The following is an 18946-nucleotide window of genomic DNA, read 5'->3' on the forward strand; positions in this document are numbered from 1 at the left end:
CATGGCCAATATTGAGATCTACACCAAAGCGACGTGCCCGTTCTGCCACCGTGCGAAAGCGCTGCTGAACAGCAAAGGCGTCACGTTCAAGGAACTGCCGATCGACGGTGACGCGGTTAAACGCGAAGAGATGATCCAACGTAGTGGTCGTACGACGGTTCCGCAGATTTTTATTGATGCGCAGCACATTGGCGGCTGTGATGACTTGTATGCGCTCGACGCCCGTGGTGGACTCGATCCGCTGCTGAGCTAAGAGACTTTAGGACAATTAAAAAGGGTTTTTCCATGTCAGAACAAAGCAATAATGAAATGATTTTCCAGATCCAGCGCATCTACACGAAAGATGTCTCTTTTGAAGCGCCAAATGCGCCGCACGTTTTCCAGAAAGACTGGCAGCCAGAGGTTAAACTTGATCTGGATACCGCATCTACCCAACTGGCAGATGACGTGTATGAAGTTGTACTGCGTGTGACCGTGACCGCCTCTCTGGGCGAAGAAACCGCGTTCCTGTGTGAAGTACAGCAGGGCGGCATCTTCTCCATCGGCGGCATCGAAGGCAACCAGATGGCGCATTGCCTGGGTGCATACTGCCCGAACATCCTGTTCCCGTATGCGCGCGAATGCATCACCAGCCTGGTTTCTCGCGGTACATTCCCGCAACTGAACCTTGCGCCAGTTAACTTTGATGCGCTGTTCATGAACTATCTGCAGCAGCAAGCTGGCGAAGGTGCTGAACAACATCAGGATGCCTGATGAGCACTGTTAATGCTTCAATGACTGTGATCGGTGCCGGCTCATACGGCACCGCTCTTGCCATCACGCTGGCAAGAAATGGTCACGACGTGGTCCTGTGGGGCCACGATCCAAAACATATCGCCACGCTGCAGCACGACCGTTGCAATGTGGCGTTTCTCCCGGACGTTCCGTTCCCTGACTCCCTGCACCTGGAAAGCGATCTTGCGACCGCGCTGGCGGCCAGCCGCAACATTCTGATTGTCGTCCCGAGCCATGTGTTTGGCGAAGTGCTGCGTCAGATTAAGCCGCTGATGCGCCCGGATGCCCGTATTGTCTGGGCAACCAAAGGTCTTGAAGCGGAAACCGGACGCCTGCTGCAGGACGTTGCCCGCGAAGCGCTGGGTGATGCGATCCCGCTGGCGGTCATCTCCGGTCCGACCTTTGCCAAAGAGCTGGCTGCTGGCCTGCCGACGGCGATCTCGCTGGCATCCACTGACCAGGCTTTCTCCGACGATCTCCAGCATCTGCTGCACTGTGGCAAGAGCTTCCGCGTCTACAGCAACCCTGATTTTATCGGTGTCCAGCTGGGCGGTGCGGTGAAGAACGTGATTGCTATCGGTGCCGGGATGTCTGACGGTATTGGCTTTGGCGCCAACGCCCGTACGGCGTTGATTACCCGCGGCTTAACCGAGATGTCCCGTCTTGGCGAGGCGCTGGGCGCCGATCCGGCCACCTTTATGGGGATGGCGGGTCTGGGCGATCTGGTGCTGACCTGTACCGACAACCAGTCTCGTAACCGCCGCTTTGGCATGATGCTCGGACAGGGCAGCGATGTAAAAAGCGCGCAGCAGAAGATTGGACAGGTGGTGGAAGGCTACCGCAATACCAAAGAAGTCCGCGAATTGGCGCACCGGTTTGGTGTCGAAATGCCAATAACCGAGGAAATTTATCAGGTATTGTATTGCGGAAAAAATGCGCGCGAGGCAGCATTGACCTTATTAGGTCGTGCGCGCAAGGACGAGCGCAGCAGTAAGTAGTCGGAACCATTGTCACCTGAATGACCCAGCCAGCGCAGAACTGGCTGGTCATTAACTTATCGTCTGGAGTAAGCAATGCCGTGTGAAGAACTGGATATCGTCTGGAACAATATTAAAGCCGAAGCCCGGGCGCTGGCCGACTGTGAGCCTATGCTGGCCAGTTTTTACCACGCTACGCTACTTAAACACGAAAACCTTGGCAGTGCTCTCAGCTACATGCTCGCCAACAAGCTGGCTTCCTCGATTATGCCTGCTATCGCCATCCGTGAAGTGGTGGAGGAGGCATACGCCGCTGACCCGGAAATGATCGCCTCTGCCGCCTGTGATATTCAGGCCGTGCGTACGCGTGACCCGGCGGTAGATAAATACTCTACGCCTCTGCTATACCTGAAAGGCTTCCACGCCCTGCAGGCGTATCGCATCGGCCACTGGCTATGGAATGAAGGCCGCCGCGCGCTGGCAATCTTCCTGCAAAATCAGGTCTCCGTGACCTTCCAGGTCGATATTCACCCGGCAGCGAAAATTGGCCGTGGAATTATGCTCGACCACGCCACCGGCATTGTTGTGGGTGAGACGGCGGTGATTGAAGACGACGTTTCGATCCTGCAGTCGGTTACCCTTGGCGGTACCGGTAAAACCAGCGGCGATCGCCATCCGAAAATTCGTGAAGGGGTGATGATTGGCGCGGGTGCCAAAATCCTCGGCAACATCGAAGTCGGACGCGGCGCGAAGATTGGCGCAGGGTCGGTTGTGCTCCAGCCGGTTCCGCCGCACACCACCGCGGCTGGCGTACCGGCGCGTATCGTCGGCAAACCAGACAGCGATAAGCCGTCCATGGATATGGATCAGCACTTCAACGGTATCCACCATACGTTTGAGTATGGTGACGGCATTTAACTTCTGAGAATGGCGCCCGGGTACCCCAGCTGGCGCCATGCTTCATACACCACCACCGACACCGCGTTCGACAGGTTCATGCTGCGGCTGTCCGGCATCATCGGAATACGGATTTTCTGCTCAGCGGGCAGGGCATCCAGAATCGTGGCTGGCAGGCCGCGGGTTTCCGGGCCAAACATCAGATAGTCACCGTCCTGATAGCTCACGGCGCTGTGCGCTGGCGTGCCTTTGGTGGTCAGGGCGAACATGCGCTGCGGCTTTTCGCTTTCCAGAAACGCGGCGTAATCATGATGGCGCACGACGGCAGTAAATTCATGGTAATCCAGCCCCGCGCGACGCAGACGCTTGTCGTCCCACGTAAAGCCCATCGGCTCAATGATGTGCAGACGAAAGCCGGTGTTGGCACACAGGCGGATGATATTGCCGGTATTCGGCGGAATTTCTGGTTCGAATAAAACGATGTTAAGCATGCTGCCCCCTTAATTGCGGGGGCAGAATAGCAGAAAAGTGAGCAATTACGCGACGCCAGGTTCCTGCGCACGGCAACGCAGCATTTTGTAGCACGTTGCCGCTGCGGCGACCAGGGCAGGCACGCTGAGGATCATCAAAATACTGTCCGCCTGCCACTGCAGGGAAAGCAGCTGAGCGCTGGTCATGGTTCCCGCCACGCCGCCAAAGCGGCCGATCCCCTGCATCCAGGCAATACCCGTTGCGCGGCACTCTGTTGGGTAAAAAGTCGCTGCCAGGGTTTGCATGCCCGATTGCGCCCCGTTCATCGCGATTCCCATCAGGAAAATCAACCCGCCAAACAGGGCGATATGATTATGCTCAATGCCCAGTAACAGAATGAGACCCATTGTCAGCACAAAGCCACCCGCGACCACTTTGTGTGCCTCCCAGCGATCCATCATCCAGCCCGCGAGCAGAATGCCTGCGGTACCGCCGAAGGTGAACAGCGAGGTGAGCCAGGCGGATTCCGCCAGCGCATAGCCCATCCCCTGCATCAGGGTCGGCATCCAGCTCAGCAGGACGTAGTAAATCACCAGCCCCATAAAGTAAGTGACCCACAGCATCAGTGTGCCGGGCAGCCAGGGCATGGAGAAGAGCTGCGCCACGCTCCCTTTCTTAGAAGCGACTTTTTCCTCTGCCAGGAAAAAGCCGGTAACGCTCTCCAGGGTGCTGCGGCTGAACCGGCTGGCGATACGGCGGATCTGCATGACGTCCTTCCCGCGCTGCACCAGAAACTTCACCGACTCCGGCAAAAATAGCGCCAGCAGCAGCGTCAAAATCAGCGGCGCAATTGCACCCGTCAGCAGCACGCTTCGCCAGCCATGGTGGGGAATAAGCCACGAAGAGATCGCACCGCCCCCTGCGGCACCCAGAGGGAAGCCGCAGTACATGGTATTAATCGCCATGGCGCGGCAGCGCTGGGGGGCAAACTCGGAAATCAACGTGATGGCGTTTGGCATTGCGGCACCGAGGCTAAGGCCCGTCAGAAAACGCCACAACGTCAGCGTATTCAGAGTTTGCGCCCAGGCCGTGCCCAGGCTTGCAAGGCCGAAGAACAGGCAGGAGAAGACCAGCACGCGCTTGCGCCCCATCTTGTCCGATACCGGGCCTGCAATGAGGGCACCCAGCGACAAGCCCAGCAGGGCTGCGCTCAGCACCGGCCCCAGATCCTGTTTATGTATCCCCCATTCTGCCGACAGCGTAGGGGCGATGTAACCCATTGCTGCGGTATCAAATCCATCGATCGCCAGAACCAGAAAGCCCAGTACGATAAGAAGCCAGTGAAACCCTGAAAAGGGACTCTCATCGATCACCTGCTGAATATCGACCTTGCCTGAATACGTCATATGCTCCTCTCCGATGTGATGTTGTTTTTGTGTTCTTGTATTTGCTTGTCTATACAATTGCGGAGGGAGTAAATATGTCAAATTTTCTTATCCAATTTGTTATCTAAGTGTTATTTTCGGCAAAAAAAAGCGCCCGAAGGGGGAACCGGGCGCGTGAACAGCGGTGTTAACAGGAGGGGTATTCAGGCAGCGTTTCCCTGCACAAGGGGAGCCAGCGCCGCCGGTAATCGACTTAACTCCTGCACCAGAGAGTCTTTGCTGATTTCGCTAATGGTTTTCGCACCGGTCAGCGTCATCGCGACTTTCATCTCTTTTTCGATCAGGTCAAGCAGGTTCGCCACGCCAGCCTGACCTGCCGTCGCCAGCGCGTACAGATACGCACGGCCCAGCAGCACGCTGTCGGCGCCGAGCGCGATCATGCGTACCACATCCAGCCCGTTGCGAATGCCGCTGTCGGCCAGAATCGCGATATCGCCTTTCACCGCATCGGCAATGGCGGGCAGCGCGCGTGCTGAGGAGAGCACACCGTCGAGCTGACGCCCGCCGTGGTTTGAGACCACAATGCCGTCTGCGCCAAAACGTACCGCGTCGCGGGCATCTTCCGGGTCGAGGATCCCTTTGATCACCATCGGGCCGTCCCAGAATTCGCGGATCCACTCCAGGTCTTTCCAGGAGATGGACGGATCGAAGTTGTTCGCCAGCCAGCCGATGTAATCTTCCAGCCCGGTCGGTTTACCGAGGTAAGCCGAGATATTGCCCAGATCGTGCGGACGTCCGTTCAGACCCACATCCCACGCCCACTGCGGGTGCGTCACCGCCTGCCAGTAGCGGCGCAGAGCGGCATTCGGGCCGCTCATGCCGGAGTGGGCGTCGCGGTAGCGCGCGCCCGGCGTTGGCATATCGACGGTAAAGACCAGCGTGGAACAGCCCGCCGCTTTGGCGCGCTCCAGCGCGTTACGCATAAAACCGCGATCGCGCAGTACGTACAGCTGGAACCACATCGGACGCTTGATGGTCGGCGCGACCTCTTCAATCGGGCAGACGGAGACGGTAGAGAGGGTAAACGGAATACCCCTGGCATCCGCGGCCGCCGCCGCCTGCACTTCGCCACGACGGGCGTACATACCGCATAGGCCGACGGGGGCGAGGGCGACCGGCATGGAGAGCGTTTCGTTGAACAGCGTCGTCTCAAGGCTCAGGTCAGACATATTCTTCAGCACGCGCTGACGCAGGGCCACCTCTGACAAGTCTTCCACATTGCGGCGCAGGGTGTATTCGGCATACGCCCCGCCGTCGATGTAGTGGAACAGGAACGGGGGCAAAATGCGCTGCGCCGCGGCGCGATAGTCACTGGCTGCTGAAATGATCATGCTTTGTTCTCCCTGGAAATATCACTGTCGCCAGGCAGACGGGTAATACGCGCCTGTCGGGCCTGGTCTTCATCGAATCGTTTAATGGTGGTGTGAACGAAGCCGAGATGCGCCATCATCGCCTTGCGTGCGGCCTCGGCATCACCGGCCAGAATGGCGTTAAGCACCGCCTCGTGTTGTTCAGTCAGCTGGGCAAACACCGGCGGAACCAGGTACATGCGCTGGCGGCTTTGTTTGACAGAGGATTGCAACAGGTCGAAGAACCCGCGCATGGTCTGGAGCAGAACCACATTGTGCGACGCTTCGGCAATGGCCAGGTGAAAACGCACGTCAGCCTGGGAGGCGATATCCGGGTCGCTGCTTTGCGTGGCCTCAAAGCAGGCTTTGAGCTTCTCTTTGTCGGCCTCGGTTGCCCGCATGGCCGCATGCCAGGCGGTGCTGGTCTCGATGGCGTGACGCGCTTCGAGGATGTCAAAGCTGTAGTCCGGGTCATTTTCCATCAGCGTCTTCAGCGGCTGAACGATGTTTTGCTCGGACCAGTCGTCATGCTGCCAGCGCACAAAGGTGCCGCCGCCGCGACGGCTCACCAGTACCCCTTCGCTGACCAGCGTGGCCAGCGCTTCACGCAGGGAATTACGCGATACACCAAGCTGGGCGGCGAGCTGGCGTTCAGCGGGCAACTTCATGCCCGCTTCCAGCTGTTGTTCTTCAATCAGCGCCCGTACGCGAGAGGCTATCTCGTCGGACAGGCGTCTGGGCATCACTATCATGGGATCATCCAGGTTAAGACATAAGCCTGCAGGGTGGTGATCACCCCGACCATGCAGGTGAATATCAGGCTGTGTTTTACGGTAAAGCGGAACAGATCCGACTCTTTACCGACCAGTCCCACCGCCGCACAGGCAATGGCGATGGATTGCGGGGAGATCATTTTCCCGGTCACGCCGCCGGTGGTGTTCGCAGCGACCAGCAGGACATCCGACACGCCAATCTGCTGGGCTGCCGTAGCCTGCAGTGCAGCAAACAGGGCGTTCGACGAGGTATCTGACCCGGTCAGGAACACACCCAGCCAGCCGAGGAACGGTGAGAAGAAGGTGAAGGCGTGGCTGGTATGGGCCAGCGCCAGTGCCAGCGTCGATGACAGGCCGGAGTAGTTCGAGATAAACGCGAACGCCAGCACCATGCCGATGGAGTAAATCGGCAGCATCAGCTCTTTAATCGTCGCTGCGAAGGTCTGCACCGCGGCGGCAGGCTTCATGCGCAGCCACACCACGGAAAGGATCGCGGCAAACAGGATGGCGGTCCCGGTGGCGGAGAACCAGTCGAACTTATAGACCGCGGCATACGGTGTAGCGGCATGCACGACTGGCGGCATGCGGGCGACCATTTTGTCGAGGAACGGCACGGAGATGTTAATCACCATGTCGTACAGCGCGCCGCCCGGGGCGAACAGGGCTTTAAACGGCGGGATGCTCCACAGCGTTACCGTTGCGGTCAGGAACAGGAACGGTGACCAGGCACGGATCACCTGCCCTGCGGTATAGCCCGTGCGTGCCAGGGTTTGATCGACCTGCGAGGCACCCATGTCGGCGAAGCGGAAAATACGTACCGGCTGCCAGCGTTTCAGGAACAGGGTCAGGCAGACCAGCGAGACCAGCGACGAGATAATGTCCGGCAGCTCCGGACCGAGGAAGTTTGAGCTCAGGTATTGCGCGATGGCGAACGAACCGCCCGCCACCATTACAGCAGGCCACGTCTCTTTCACGCCGCGCCAGCCGTCCATAATCGCCATGATCCAGAACAGCACGATGATGGTCAGGAACGGCAGCTGGCGACCCACCATCTGGCCGATCTCAAAGCTATCCAGCCCGGTCACCTGTCCGGCGACCAGAATCGGAATCCCCATTGCGCCAAACGCCACCGGGGCGGTATTCACAATCAGGCACAGGCCCGCGGCATAAAGCGGGTTAAAGCCGAGGCCCACCAGCAGGGCGGCCGTAATGGCGACCGGTGCGCCAAATCCGGCGGCACCTTCCAAAAACGCCCCGAAGGAGAAGCCGACAATCAGCATCTGCAGGCGCTGGTCCGGCGTGATGGAGAGAATCGACGAGCGGATGATGTCGAACTGCCCGGTTTTCACCGAAATTTTATAGACAAAGACAGCGGCGATGATGATCCACGCAATTGGCCACAGACCGTAGAAGAAACCGTAGACAACGGAGGCCAGCGCGCGATCGACCGGCATTTTGTAGAAGAACAGCGCCACCAGCAGAGCGATGGCAACGGTGTACGTCGCGGCAAGGTAGCCCTTCAGCTTGAGCTTAATCAGCGCAAAGAAGAAGAACAGGATCGGAAGCGATGCGATCAGGCTCGACAGCCAGATATTTCCGGCCGGGTCGTAGTTTTGTTGCCAGAGGCTCATGCAGGTCTCCTGGGGACCAGATAACCTGCGCGGCGGGTGAGTCTCCGCTCATCTCTGCATCACAGGTTATGTAAAAGTGGTCCTGCCAATGTTGTGTTGTAGGGTTAATGACAATGAATGGTTAATCAGATGTTATGGGGTGGCAATGGTTTTGTGAGCGGAAATAATGGAATTGTGAACCAGGGGAGGATTGATTGCGCAATTGGTTGGACCAATTCACACGAAGGGGAAAAGAGTAGGCCGGGTAAGCGCAGCGCCACCCGGCATGAAATCAGAATGCGGTCTTACAAAAACCCGTCATCTCTTTCAGGCCCATTTCACGGCCAAGCTCGGTCATCGGGTGCACGACCACCAGGCCACGGACGCTTTTCTTCAGCTTGCCCATGTCAGCCTGTTCTTTTTTAGTGATTGCGCGGCGGTGTGGCATGTTCATCAGCTTCTGCGCTTCGTTGCTCAGCTTCTGGCCTTTTACTTCGCGCAGGCGCTCGATCTCTGCCTCCAGCTTCGCGGTCTCTTTCTCCAGCTCGGCGTACTTCTCGGCGGAATCGACCAGTGACAGACCCGCCATCTGGTGACGGATCAGATCCAGGCGGTCGCTCAGGCGTTTAATTTCGTTCTTTTCGACTTCTTTCATGACAAATAACTCTGAAAACGGGGAATTTACAGGGAAGGATACACCAATGTGAGCAGGCTTACTTCTGAAACGCTTTTTTTAAGCTGATCCGGGAAATCAGCTCAGTCAGGGAAAGGACCATCGTGGAGCGGACAACCTGCTGATAACGCAGCTTTTGCATCGCGTATAGCTCAGGGTCGCTGCTGTCGAAATGAGGGGCAGGGGGCAGCGCGGCCACGCAGTGCAGCTCGCCGAAGGGCCCCAGGATCTCATCATCGGTAAAGGCGTATTCGTTACCGTCATGATTGAGCTCCTCACGTAGCGCCATTAACAGCTCTGCATCTTCGTACTCTTGCCGGTTCAGCACGCCAAGACCGTAAATCAGCTTCAGACGCACCGATAAATCGCCCAGCGGTCCATCGCCGTCCAGTAACGGTTCTACAGCATATTTTACCGCGTAGTCGTCTTTGCGAAACACCTGAAGCACCAGGATATTTACCGCCTCGGTTAACAGCTCGACGGCGGCAATCAGGAAGCTTCGTACGGTTTTGCCAGCATTCAGACGCTCAAGCACACGATTTTCAAAGGCCTGGGTTTGTTCCATTATTGCCTGCATATCTGACAATCTGTTATCTGGGCGCAGGCTAACCTGCGCCACACTGTGCATCATTTGGTTGCGTTGTATGCGTTAACCGCCTCCACAACCACGTCGCTATTGGCGTCCAGACCGGAAATCTGCGCCAGCGCAGCCTGCGCGCCTTTGTCATCAATCAGCTGAGCCAGCTCGATCGCCTGCGGGTCCTGATCGCTGCGGTAGTGCATTGCAGCGGCAATCCCTTTCACCAGGTTGGCATGCGGCAGACCGTATTCCAGCGTGCCGAGCAGCGGCTTAATCAGACGGTCGCCTGCACTCAGCTTACGCAGCGGTTGACGTCCCACGCGCTCAACATCATCTTTCAGATACGGGTTTTCAAAGCGACCAAGGATTTTCTGGATGTAGGCTGCGTGTTTATCAGCATCAAAACCGTAGCGTTTGATCAGCACCGCGCCGCTCTCTTCCATGGCCCCTTTTACCACCGCGCGGATTTTCTCATCGAGAATCGCATCGCGAATGGTCTGATGACCGGCCAATTTTCCGAGGTACGCGGTTATAGCATGCCCGGTGTTCAGCGTGAAGAGTTTGCGTTCGACAAATGCCATCAGGTTATCGGTTAATTCCATTCCCGGAATAGTTGGCAGTGCACCTTTAAACTGAGTTTTATCGACGATCCACTCGCTGAAGGTTTCCACGGTCACTTCCAGCGGGTCGTGGGCGGCGGATGCTGACGGCGGAACGATGCGGTCCACGGCGGAATCCACAAACCCAACGTGCGCGTCGACCCAGGCTTTATCCTCGTCAGCCACGGCCGCCATGACATGGCCTTTCAGCTGTGTGGTGCCGCGTACCATGTTTTCACAGGCGATGATGTTCAGCGGGGTGTCGATGCCCTGCGCTTTACGTTTTGCCAGGCCTTTAGCCACCGCCGGGGCGATACGCTCCAGAACCACCGGGCCTACCGCCGTGGTGATAAGGTCAACGCTGGCAATCAGGTCGATTACGTCGTCGCCAATGCTACTGACCGCGTTCACGCCTGAGACGGTATCGACCTGCTCGTTTTCGCCCACCACATGGACCTGATAGCTATGACGGGCATTCAGGGCATCCAGGACCACCTGATTCACATCGGCGAACGTCAGCGTAATGCCCGCGTCTGCCAGCAGTTTGCCGATAAAACCACGACCGATATTACCTGCGCCAAAATGTAATGCTTTCATAGTGTTAACCTTCATCAATGTTTTTACCCGAGAGGGCTGGGGTGAGGAGCTTTCTCCCCCTCACCCTAGCCCTCTCCCCGGGGGGAGAGGGAAGAGGCGCTGTTATTTGTTCAGCAGTGCCAGAACTTCTTCAACGCTGGTGGTTTTGGCCAGACGCTCGATAACGGACTCATCGTCCAGGGCGTTGGTCAGGCTGGTGATCACCTGGATATGCTCGTTGTTGCGAGCGGCGATACCAATCACCAGGCGGGCGATGTCATCTTCTTCTTCACCGAAGCGTACGCCATCAGGATACTGACAGAACACCACACCGGTTTTCAGCACGCGGTCTTTCGCCTCAACGGTACCGTGTGGAACCGCGATGGATTCACCGAGATAGGTTGGGGTCAGTTTTTCGCGTTCCAGCATCGCATCGACATATTCAGGCTGAACGTAACCGCCTTTTACCAGCTGTTCACCGGCAAAGCGAATCGCTTCTTCTTTAGTAGCCGCGGTACGGCCGAGGAAGATGTTCTCCGCACCCAGTTTAAACAGGTGGGCATTACTCTCGTCAAAGCTATCCTGCAGGCTGGTGCGCACTTTCACTTCGTTATCTTCATGACGCTGCGCGGCAACCAGACGTTCGGTCAGGCTGGTGTACAGGCCGCTGTCGAGGAAGTTAGTCAGCGAAATGTGCTGTGCCTGCGGTACCTGACGCATGGCGCGTTCGGTCAGATCGCGGTGGGTGATCACCAGGTCAACGTCCGGCGGCAGACTGTTAATTGCGCTGTTGGTCACGGAGATGTTGGTCAGGCCCGCATCCTGTACTTTCTTACGCAGCACGCCGGCACCCATTGCACTGGAGCCCATACCGGCATCACAAGCAACGATGATTTTACGCACGTGGCTCAGGTCGTTAGAGACATCGCCAGCCGCCAGCGGGGTCGCGCCTTTGGATTCCGCTTTCATGTCGTGCATACGGCGGGTTGCCGCTTCGATATCGTCATCTTCTTTCACTTTGCTGGTTTTCAGCAGGATAGAAGAAACCACGAAGGAGACCGCCATGGCCGCACAGATAGCCGCGATGTTAGCGAAGTAGGCACCTTTCGGAGTCATTGCCAGCACGGCCAGGATAGAGCCCGGAGAAGCAGGGGAGACCAGACCGCCGCCCAGCACGCTCAGGGTGAACACGCCGGTCATACCGCCGAGGATAACGGCCAGGATCAGACGTGGGTTCATCAGCACGTACGGGAAGTAAATTTCGTGGATACCGCCCAGGAAGTGGATGATAGCCGCACCGCCAGCAGACTGCTTAGCGCTGCCGCGACCAAAGAACATGTATGCCAGCAGAACGCCCATACCCGGACCTGGGTTTGCTTCAATCAGGAAGAAGATGGACTTACCGAGATCGTGAGACTGCTGAATACCCAGCGGCGAGAAGATACCGTGGTTGATGGCGTTATTAAGGAACAGGATTTTCGCCGGTTCAACGAAGATAGACGCCAGCGGCAGCATGTCGTGCGCCACCATAAAGTTAACGCCTGCCGCCAGAATTTTGGACAGCACTTCAACCGCAGGGCCAATGCCGAGGAACGCCAGAATCGCGAGGATCATCCCGATGATGCCCGCAGAGAAGTTGTTCACCAGCATTTCGAAGCCGGATTTGATCTTACCATCTACCCAGACGTCGAATTTCTTAATCGCCCAGCCGCCCAGAGGACCGGCAATCATGGCACCGAGGAACATCGGCATATCCGCACCGACGATAACACCCATTGTGGTGATGGCACCCACAACGCCACCACGGTCACCGCCTACCAGACGACCACCGGTGAAACCGATCAGCAGCGGCAGGAGGTAAGTAATCATAGGGCCAACAAGTTTCGCCAGCGTTTCGTTAGGCAACCACCCTGTCGGAATGAACAATGCGGTGATAATACCCCACGCGATAAACGCGCCGATATTTGGCATCACCATGTTGCTGAGGAAACGACCAAAGCTTTGAACTTTGATCTTGAAATCGGATGACATAAAACACCCCTTCTTATGTTTACGCTTAGGCTTGCGGCCCGAGGTTTATCGTTAATGTGCGGCGGCAGAGGTAGCCGGGCCCTGTTCTGATGCTGTGAAATCTGGCACTGAATCGTTCAACTGTCCAGACAGTGAAAATTTGTGTGACATATGTCACGTAAATGTAGGGGGTGCGGCATTTAATGACGTGATCCGAATCACAAAATTAGTGGGTAAAAAAAATACGATGGCGAAAAACAAAGCAAAAACTACGCGTTTCTGTGATTGCGATCGCATTTTTGTTTTGTGGGTTTGTTTCTGGATTGTGACTGATTTCACAAAATATTTTTATGCAGATTTCTCTGGCTGTGATCGGCGGCAAACTCTGCTTTGCGAATTGGCGTCAGGATAGTCTTGAGTGACACGTAAAGTTAAAAAACCACTTTTCATGTGTGGTATGGCGAAAAGTTAAAAGGTGGATTACGCTCATAATGTAAGGTTAAGTATATTATTATTCAGGTTATATTTTGACACGTTTATAAACTTGCATGGAGATATTATAAAAACCGATACTCCCCGGCTCTGAAATAACCAGTGTGCCTTTTAAATTTAAAAATAAATTAATTAGGCTGCGTGCTGTTTTATTCGTTTAATGAGTTGACGTTGTTTAAGTGAGGAAAATATGTTTCTCAACTATTTTGCGTTGGGCGTATTGATTTTTGTATTTCTGGTGCTTTTTTACGGGATTATCGCTATTCATGATATCCCTTATAATATGGCTAAAAAACGTAATCATCCCCATGCCGATGCGATTCATACGGCAGGCTGGATTAGCCTGTTCACCCTCCATGCCATCTGGCCGTTTCTGTGGATTTGGGCCACGCTCTACCGTGAAGATCGCGGTTGGGGCATGCAGAACCACATTACAAAGCCAGATGAGGTCCCGGGCATGGATGCGCTGTCCAAACGCGTGGCCGAATTAGAACAAAAGCTGGCGGCGGTACAGCCCACTGCTGATCAGAACACGCTGGAGCGCTAATCATGGATCTGTTGATTATTTTGACCTATGTGGCATTTGCCTGGGCGATCTTTAAAATATTCCGCATTCCGGTAAATCAGTGGACGCTCGCCACCGCAACGTTGGGTGGGGTATTTATTGTTGCCGGACTGATTCTGTTAATGAACTATAACCATCCGTATACCTTTACGGCGCAAAAAGCGGTTATTTCCATTCCGATTACACCGCAGGTGACGGGCGTGGTCACCGAAGTGACTGATAAAAACAACCAGCTCATTAAAAAAGGCGAAGTGTTATTTAAACTTGATCCGGGCCGCTACCAGGCGCGGGTCGATAGACTCAAGGCCGATCTGGTCACCGCAACCCACAATATCGATAGCCTGAAAGCGCAGCTTGCAGAAGCCGTCGCTAATACCACGCGCGTCTCGGCAGAGCGTGACCGCCTGTATAAAGATTATCAGCGTTACCTGAAAGGCAGCCGGGCGAAGGTGAACCCGTTTTCTGAAAGCGATATCGACAACGCGCGGCAGAACTATCTGGCGCAGGATGCGCTGGTGAAAGGTTCTGTGGCTGAACAGACGCAGATTCAAAGTCAGTTAGACAGCATGGTGAACGGTGAACAGTCGCAGATTGCTTCATTACGCGCCCAGCTTGCCGAAGCGAAATACAATCTCGATCAGACCGTGGTGCGCGCGCCGAGCAACGGCTATATCACCTAGGTGCTGATCCGTCCGGGGACCTATGCCGCCGCGTTACCTCTGCGTCCGGTCATGGTCTTTATTCCGGAACAGAAACGTCAGATTGTGGCGCAGTTCCGCCAGAACTCGCTGCTGCGTCTTAAGCCGGGTGATGAAGCGGAAGTGGTGTTTAATGCGCTGCCGGGCCAGGTATTTACCGGGAAACTCACCAGCGTCCTGCCGGTGGTGCCGGGAGGGTCGTACCAGGCGCAGGGGGCGTTGCAGGCATTGACCGTCACACCGGGCACGGATGGCGTACAGGCGCTGATTGAACTGGAGCCTAACGCCGACGTCGATGCGCTACCAGACGGTATCTATGCCCAGGTGGCGGTCTATTCAGACCATTTCGCCCACGTCTCGGTGATGCGTAAAGTGTTGCTGCGCATGACCAGCTGGATGCACTACCTCTACCTCGATCATTAATCCCGCCAGGGCAGGAATGCGACATCCATACCTGCCCTTTTTTCATCCCGTGATCCATACTGACCTTTTCCCAGCATCAAGGATCAGGCAATGAAACTCATCGGTAGCTACACCAGTCCCTTCGTGCGAAAAATCTCGATTCTCCTGCTGGAGAAAGGGATGACATTCGAATTCGTCAATGAACAGCCCTACAACGCTGAAAACGGCGTTGCGCAGTACAACCCGCTGGGAAAAGTTCCGGCGCTGGTGACGGACGAGGGTGAATACTGGTTCGACTCCCCGATTATTGCGGAGTATATCGAGCTGTTGGGCGTGGCCCCGGCCATGCTGCCGGCTGACCCAAAAGCGGCGCTGGCGGTGAAGCAGATTGAAGCCCTGGCCGACGGCATTATGGATGCGGCGCTGACTTCCGTGCGTGAGCAGGCAAGGCCCGCCGCACAGCAGTCAGAAAACGAACTGCTGCGCCAGCGGGAAAAAATCAACCGCAGTCTGGATATGTGCGAACAGCTCATCCGGGAGGGAAAAATTCACACCGATAGCCTGAACCTGGCCACCATCGCCATTGCCTGCGCCATCGGGTATCTCAATTTCCGCCGCGTGTCCCCCGGCTGGTGCGTTGACCGACCGTTGCTGGTGAAGCTGGCTGAAACGCTCTTTAGCCGCGAGAGCTTTGCCCGTACCGAACCGCCAAAGGCTTGACGCGGGTTATAACACTTCGCTGCAGGAGGCGGTACAATCTCTCCACATGTTAACTCCCTCTCCCGTCGGGAGGGGGGAAGATATTTACTCGCCAGGCGCTTTCATGACTACTCATCATTCGCTCTACAGCCAGATCCCCGCTACCGATCGTCTTCTTCGCGAACCTCGCATTCATGCTGTTGTGGAGCGTTTCGGCCATACCGCGACGGTTGAGATGTTACGCCTGCTTCAGGACGAAGCCCGATGCGCCATTCAGGCAGAAAATAGCTTGCCCGGCTGGTGTAGCGCGTGGGAGCTGGAAGTGGAACATCGGCTGGACAAGAACGCGCAAAGCGCATTACGCCCGGTGATCAACCTTACCGGTACCGTGCTGCACACCAACCTGGGCCGCGCGCAGCAGGCGGAAGAGGCCGTGGCTGCGGTCGGGCAGGCCATGCGAACGCCGGTGACGCTGGAGTACGATCTGGACGGCGCAGGACGCGGGCATCGCGATCGTGCCCTGGCGGATCTGCTGTGCCAGCTGACCGGTGCAGAAGATGCCTGCATTGTGAATAACAACGCCGCAGCGGTGCTGCTAATGCTGGCGGCCACCGCCAGTGGCAAAGAGGTGGTGGTATCCCGCGGCGAGCTGGTGGAAATTGGCGGGGCGTTTCGCATCCCGGACGTGATGCGCCAGGCGGGCTGCACGCTGCATGAGGTCGGTACCACCAACCGTACCCATGCGAAAGATTATCGCGCAGCGGTGAATGAAAACACCGCCCTGCTGATGAAGGTTCACACCAGCAATTATCAGATAGAAGGCTTCACCAAAACGGTTGATGAGGCCGAGCTGGCGGAGATTGGGCGCGAACTGAATATCCCGGTGATTGCCGATCTCGGCAGCGGTTCGCTGGTGGACCTGAGCCAGTACGGCTTGCCAAAAGAACCGATGCCGCAAGAGATGATTGCGGCGGGCGTCAGCCTGGTGAGTTTTTCCGGCGACAAACTGCTGGGCGGGCCGCAGGCCGGGATTATTGTCGGCAAACGCGAGCTGATTGCCCGGCTGCAGCAGCATCCGCTCAAGCGCGCCCTGCGAGCCGATAAAATGACCCTTGCCGCGCTGGATGCGACGCTGCGGCTCTATCTCCATCCGGAGAAGCTGGCCGACCGCCTGCCTGTGCTGCGTCTCTTAACCCGTGATGCCGCCTCGATTCGTGCGCAGGCCGAGTTATTGCTGCCGCGCATCGCCCCGTACTATCCCGATTTTGACGTTCGGATTGAGCCCTGCCAGTCGCAGATTGGCAGCGGTTCGCTGCCGGTGGACAGGCTGCCGAGCGAAGCGCTCACGTTTACCCCGCGTGACGGGCGCGGCAGCCATCTGGAGGCCCTGTCGTTACGCTGGCGCGCCATGCCTGTGCCGGTTATCGGGCGGATTTACGATGGACGAATGTGGCTGGATCTGCGCTGCCTTGATGATGAAGAGCGATTTCTGGAGATGTTGTTGAAATGATTATTGCCACCGCCGGTCATGTCGACCACGGAAAAACTACGTTGCTGCAGGCGATTACTGGCATAAACGCCGATCGTCTGCCGGAAGAGAAAAAGCGCGGCATGACTATCGACCTGGGCTATGCCTACTGGCCCCAGCCAGACGGCCGCGTGCTGGGTTTTATTGATGTACCAGGGCACGAGAAGTTTCTGTCTAACATGCTGGCGGGGGTGGGGGGTATCGATCATGCCCTGCTGGTCGTGGCCTGCGATGACGGCGTGATGGCGCAAACCCGCGAGCATCTGGCAATCCTCCAGCTGACCGGCAACCCGCAGCTGACCGTAGCGCTGACGAAAGCTGACCGCGTGGATGACGCGCGCGTCGGCGAGGTGCGCGAAGGGGTGCAGGCCACCTTACGGGAGTATGGCTTTGCCGATGCGCCGATTTTTGTCACCGTGGCCACCGAAGGCCGCGGCATCGACGAACTTCGTCACCATTTGCAGCAACTGACGTCACGTGACCACGCAAGTCATCATCGCTTCCGTCTGGCGATTGATCGGGCATTTACCGTAAAAGGGGCGGGCCTGGTGGTCACCGGTACCGCGTTGAGCGGTGAAGTGAAGGTGGGCGATAGCCTGTGGCTGACGGGCGTTAACAAACCGATGCGCGTGCGCGGCTTACATGCACAGAACCAGCCGGCAGAGCAGGCGCATGCCGGGCAGCGGATCGCGCTGAATATTGCCGGAGATGCGGAAAAAGAGCAGCTTAACCGCGGCGACTGGCTGCTGGCCGATGCTCCGCCAGAGCCGTCTGAACGCGTGATTGTCTCTCTGCAGACGAATGTGCCGCTGACTCAGTGGCAGCCGCTGCATATTCACCACGCGGCCAGCCATATCACCGGACGCGTGTCGCTGCTGGAAAACGATCTTGCTGAACTGGTTTTCGATTCACCGCTCTGGCTTGCAGACAACGACCGTCTGGTTCTGCGGGATATCTCCGCGCGGGAAACGCTGGCCGGGGCACGGGTGGTGGCGCTTAACTCGCCGCGACGCGGCAAGCGTAAACCGGAATATCTGCAATGGCTGGCCGCGCTGGCACAGGCCCCTGATGATAACGCCGCGCTGCGGGTGCATCTCGATCGCGGTGCAGTGAACCTGGGTGATTTTGCCTGGGCACGCCAGCTGAGCAGGGAAGGATTAGACCCGCTGACCCGGCAGCCGGGCTTTATTCAGGCCGGTAATAGCCTGTTGAATGCCCCGGTTGCCGCACGCTGGCAGCGCAAAATACTCACCACTCTCGCGACGTATCATGAACAGCATCAGGATGAGCCTGGTCCGGGGCGTGAGCGTCTGCGCCGCATGGCGCTGCCGATGGAAGACGATGCGCTGGTGCTGCTGCTGATTGAAAACATGCGCGAAAGCGGGGTGATTAAAAGCCACCACGGCTGGCTGCACCTGCCGGATCACAAAGCCGGATTCACCGCAGAGCAGGAGGTTATCTGGCAGAAAGTGGCTTCGCTGTTTGGTGATGAGCCGTGGTGGGTTCGCGATCTGGCGCGCGAAACGAACACCGACGAGCAGGCGATGCGTCAGGTATTACGCCACGCGGCGCAGCAGGGGCTGATAGTTGCGATCGTGAAAGATCGTTATTACCGTAACGATCGCATTGTGGCGTTTGCTAACCTGATCCGCGAGCTGGATCAGGCGCGCGGCTCTACCTGTGCAGCCGATTTTCGCGATCGGCTGAACGTAGGGCGCAAGCTGGCGATTCAGATCCTGGAATATTTCAATCGTATTGGGTTTACACGTCGCCGCGGTAACGACCATGTTCTGCGAGATTCGTTATTATTTCCTGAAACTCCGTGACC

General features: G+C 56.9%; 17 protein-coding genes and 1 pseudogene. 9 read left to right on the forward strand and 9 right to left on the reverse strand.

The window, feature by feature from the left end:
• Window position 1: 1 nt before the first annotated feature.
• From grxC to cysE, 4 genes are all read left to right on the forward strand, one after another.
• On the forward strand, window positions 2-253 hold the full coding sequence (gene grxC, locus AAER43_RS00580) for a glutaredoxin 3 (RefSeq protein ID WP_014882008.1): 252 nt from the start codon (window positions 2-4) through the stop codon (window positions 251-253).
• A 32-nt stretch (window positions 254-285) separates the two neighbouring features.
• Window positions 286-753 carry a protein-export chaperone SecB gene (gene secB / locus AAER43_RS00585; protein ID WP_008502716.1) on the forward strand — a complete coding sequence of 156 codons (468 nt, stop codon included), beginning with the start codon at window positions 286-288 and terminating at the stop codon, window positions 751-753.
• Entirely contained in the window at window positions 753-1772 is a 1020-nt protein-coding gene (gene gpsA / locus AAER43_RS00590) for an NAD(P)H-dependent glycerol-3-phosphate dehydrogenase (protein WP_050863126.1), read from the forward strand. Before secB ends, gpsA begins: the two co-directional genes overlap by 1 nt.
• Before the next feature lie 75 nt (window positions 1773-1847).
• A complete protein-coding gene (gene cysE, locus AAER43_RS00595) occupies window positions 1848-2669 on the forward strand; it encodes a serine O-acetyltransferase (protein ID WP_008502718.1) in 822 nt (273 codons plus the stop codon).
• On the opposite strand, the gene trmL is transcribed toward cysE, so the two are convergent.
• From trmL to AAER43_RS00640, 9 genes are all read right to left on the reverse strand, one after another.
• Window positions 2666-3139, reverse strand: a complete 474-nt coding sequence (gene trmL / locus AAER43_RS00600; RefSeq protein ID WP_014882010.1) for a tRNA (uridine(34)/cytosine(34)/5-carboxymethylaminomethyluridine(34)-2'-O)-methyltransferase TrmL — start codon at window positions 3137-3139, stop codon at window positions 2666-2668. The two genes, cysE and trmL, sit on opposite strands and share 4 nt — an antisense overlap.
• Before the next feature lie 45 nt (window positions 3140-3184).
• The gene (locus tag AAER43_RS00605; RefSeq protein ID WP_050863127.1) at window positions 3185-4525 is read right to left on the reverse strand and encodes an aromatic acid/H+ symport family MFS transporter; all 1341 of its coding nucleotides are present in this window, start codon (window positions 4523-4525) and stop codon (window positions 3185-3187) included.
• 182 nt (window positions 4526-4707) lie between these two features.
• Window positions 4708-5895, reverse strand: a complete 1188-nt coding sequence (gene lldD / locus AAER43_RS00610) for an FMN-dependent L-lactate dehydrogenase LldD (RefSeq protein ID WP_050863128.1) — start codon at window positions 5893-5895, stop codon at window positions 4708-4710.
• Window positions 5892-6665, reverse strand: a complete 774-nt coding sequence (lldR, locus tag AAER43_RS00615; RefSeq protein WP_014882013.1) for a transcriptional regulator LldR — start codon at window positions 6663-6665, stop codon at window positions 5892-5894. The genes lldD and lldR overlap by 4 nt, the downstream gene beginning before the upstream one ends.
• A complete protein-coding gene (gene lldP / locus AAER43_RS00620; protein WP_014882014.1) occupies window positions 6662-8317 on the reverse strand; it encodes an L-lactate permease in 1656 nt (551 codons plus the stop codon). Before lldP ends, lldR begins: the two co-directional genes overlap by 4 nt.
• Before the next feature lie 271 nt (window positions 8318-8588).
• A complete protein-coding gene (locus AAER43_RS00625; RefSeq protein ID WP_014882015.1) occupies window positions 8589-8951 on the reverse strand; it encodes a YibL family ribosome-associated protein in 363 nt (120 codons plus the stop codon).
• Between the two features lie 58 nt (window positions 8952-9009).
• Window positions 9010-9600 carry a mannitol operon repressor MtlR gene (gene mtlR / locus AAER43_RS00630; RefSeq protein WP_023331737.1) on the reverse strand — a complete coding sequence of 197 codons (591 nt, stop codon included), beginning with the start codon at window positions 9598-9600 and terminating at the stop codon, window positions 9010-9012.
• A complete protein-coding gene (gene mtlD, locus AAER43_RS00635; protein WP_050863129.1) occupies window positions 9597-10745 on the reverse strand; it encodes a mannitol-1-phosphate 5-dehydrogenase in 1149 nt (382 codons plus the stop codon). Before mtlD ends, mtlR begins: the two co-directional genes overlap by 4 nt.
• Window positions 10746-10847: 102 nt before the next feature.
• The gene (locus tag AAER43_RS00640) at window positions 10848-12755 is read right to left on the reverse strand and encodes a PTS mannitol transporter subunit IICBA (protein ID WP_014882018.1); all 1908 of its coding nucleotides are present in this window, start codon (window positions 12753-12755) and stop codon (window positions 10848-10850) included.
• A gap of 661 nt (window positions 12756-13416) precedes the next feature.
• Between AAER43_RS00640 and AAER43_RS00645 the strand changes: the two genes are divergently transcribed.
• From AAER43_RS00645 to selB, 5 genes and pseudogenes are all read left to right on the forward strand, one after another.
• Window positions 13417-13773 (forward strand): DUF3302 domain-containing protein, encoded by a 357-nt coding sequence (locus tag AAER43_RS00645; protein ID WP_014882019.1) that lies wholly within the window; start codon window positions 13417-13419, stop codon window positions 13771-13773.
• 2 nt (window positions 13774-13775) lie between these two features.
• Window positions 13776-14912: pseudogene (locus AAER43_RS00650) on the forward strand (HlyD family secretion protein).
• Between the two features lie 90 nt (window positions 14913-15002).
• Window positions 15003-15611, forward strand: coding sequence for a glutathione S-transferase (locus AAER43_RS00655; protein WP_014882021.1), 609 nt, complete (start codon window positions 15003-15005; stop codon window positions 15609-15611).
• Between the two features lie 103 nt (window positions 15612-15714).
• Complete coding sequence (gene selA, locus AAER43_RS00660) at window positions 15715-17100, forward strand: L-seryl-tRNA(Sec) selenium transferase (protein WP_050863130.1); 1386 nt, start codon at window positions 15715-15717, stop codon at window positions 17098-17100.
• The gene (gene selB / locus AAER43_RS00665) at window positions 17097-18944 is read left to right on the forward strand and encodes a selenocysteine-specific translation elongation factor (protein ID WP_057057600.1); all 1848 of its coding nucleotides are present in this window, start codon (window positions 17097-17099) and stop codon (window positions 18942-18944) included. The genes selA and selB overlap by 4 nt, the downstream gene beginning before the upstream one ends.
• The last annotated feature ends 2 nt before the right edge of the window (window positions 18945-18946 follow it).

The organism is Enterobacter sp. FUJ80071, assembly GCF_038739915.1.
GTDB lineage: Bacteria > Pseudomonadota > Gammaproteobacteria > Enterobacterales > Enterobacteriaceae > Enterobacter > Enterobacter kobei.

Coding starts and splice junctions, on each gene's coding strand:
- selA (WP_050863130.1), top strand. CDS start 15,715: ATGACTACTCATCATTCGCTCTACAGCCAGATCCCCGCTACCGATCGT.
- secB (WP_008502716.1), top strand. CDS start 286: ATGTCAGAACAAAGCAATAATGAAATGATTTTCCAGATCCAGCGCATC.
- lldP (WP_014882014.1), bottom strand. CDS start 8,317: ATGAGCCTCTGGCAACAAAACTACGACCCGGCCGGAAATATCTGGCTG.
- trmL (WP_014882010.1), bottom strand. CDS start 3,139: ATGCTTAACATCGTTTTATTCGAACCAGAAATTCCGCCGAATACCGGC.
- lldD (WP_050863128.1), bottom strand. CDS start 5,895: ATGATCATTTCAGCAGCCAGTGACTATCGCGCCGCGGCGCAGCGCATT.
- AAER43_RS00640 (WP_014882018.1), bottom strand. CDS start 12,755: ATGTCATCCGATTTCAAGATCAAAGTTCAAAGCTTTGGTCGTTTCCTC.
- mtlR (WP_023331737.1), bottom strand. CDS start 9,600: ATGATGCACAGTGTGGCGCAGGTTAGCCTGCGCCCAGATAACAGATTG.
- mtlD (WP_050863129.1), bottom strand. CDS start 10,745: ATGAAAGCATTACATTTTGGCGCAGGTAATATCGGTCGTGGTTTTATC.
- AAER43_RS00645 (WP_014882019.1), top strand. CDS start 13,417: ATGTTTCTCAACTATTTTGCGTTGGGCGTATTGATTTTTGTATTTCTG.
- selB (WP_057057600.1), top strand. CDS start 17,097: ATGATTATTGCCACCGCCGGTCATGTCGACCACGGAAAAACTACGTTG.
- AAER43_RS00625 (WP_014882015.1), bottom strand. CDS start 8,951: ATGAAAGAAGTCGAAAAGAACGAAATTAAACGCCTGAGCGACCGCCTG.
- AAER43_RS00605 (WP_050863127.1), bottom strand. CDS start 4,525: ATGACGTATTCAGGCAAGGTCGATATTCAGCAGGTGATCGATGAGAGT.
- lldR (WP_014882013.1), bottom strand. CDS start 6,665: ATGATAGTGATGCCCAGACGCCTGTCCGACGAGATAGCCTCTCGCGTA.
- AAER43_RS00655 (WP_014882021.1), top strand. CDS start 15,003: ATGAAACTCATCGGTAGCTACACCAGTCCCTTCGTGCGAAAAATCTCG.
- cysE (WP_008502718.1), top strand. CDS start 1,848: ATGCCGTGTGAAGAACTGGATATCGTCTGGAACAATATTAAAGCCGAA.
- grxC (WP_014882008.1), top strand. CDS start 2: ATGGCCAATATTGAGATCTACACCAAAGCGACGTGCCCGTTCTGCCAC.
- gpsA (WP_050863126.1), top strand. CDS start 753: ATGAGCACTGTTAATGCTTCAATGACTGTGATCGGTGCCGGCTCATAC.